Below are 521 nucleotides of genomic sequence, written 5' to 3' on the forward strand. Positions count from 1 at the left end.
TTTATTCGTTGGCCTTCTGAGGAATCCTGATCATTCCGAGACCGCTTATCGACAGGCTTCCTTATTGCGACAGAACCTCGACGGGCGCACGCCCATGTGCTTGCAGCGCTTCCCGAACTGGAAACGCGTGTATTGACTGCCCTGATCGCTATGATGGATCACGCCATCATCCGGCTGACGTTGTTCGAGCGCCATATTCAGGGCCGCCAGCATCAGGTCCGTGTGCAGCGTCTCGCGGATCGCCCAGCCGACCACGCGCCGACTCCACACATCAAGCACGATCGCCAGATAGATGAAGTGTATTAGCCGGGACTTGATCTGACAGGTAGTCGGGCCGACAAAGTACGAGTCATCAATGGGGGATGAGTTTCTCCTTGGCGAGATCGAGCGAATCGAGGAAAGTGCGCATCGGCGTCTTGCCGTAACACCAGCGCCCCTGATGCTCTCGTTCATTGTTGTACTGGTCGAGCCACGCATCAAGGTCCGTCTGCAAGGTGGCGATCGAGTCGTAGATCTTCTTG

At 56.4% G+C, this 521-nt stretch carries 2 pseudogenes; both read right to left on the minus strand.

Annotated elements, in window-relative coordinates:
- Window positions 1-78: 78 nt before the first annotated feature.
- Window positions 79-297: pseudogene (locus tag WS68_RS28555) on the minus strand (DDE-type integrase/transposase/recombinase); the annotation flags it as partial.
- Window positions 298-352: 55 nt separating this feature from the next.
- Window positions 353-521: pseudogene (locus tag WS68_RS28100) on the minus strand (IS481 family transposase); the annotation flags it as partial.

It is taken from the genome of Burkholderia sp. TSV86 (assembly GCF_001522865.1).
In the GTDB taxonomy this organism is placed as follows: Bacteria; Pseudomonadota; Gammaproteobacteria; order Burkholderiales; family Burkholderiaceae; genus Burkholderia.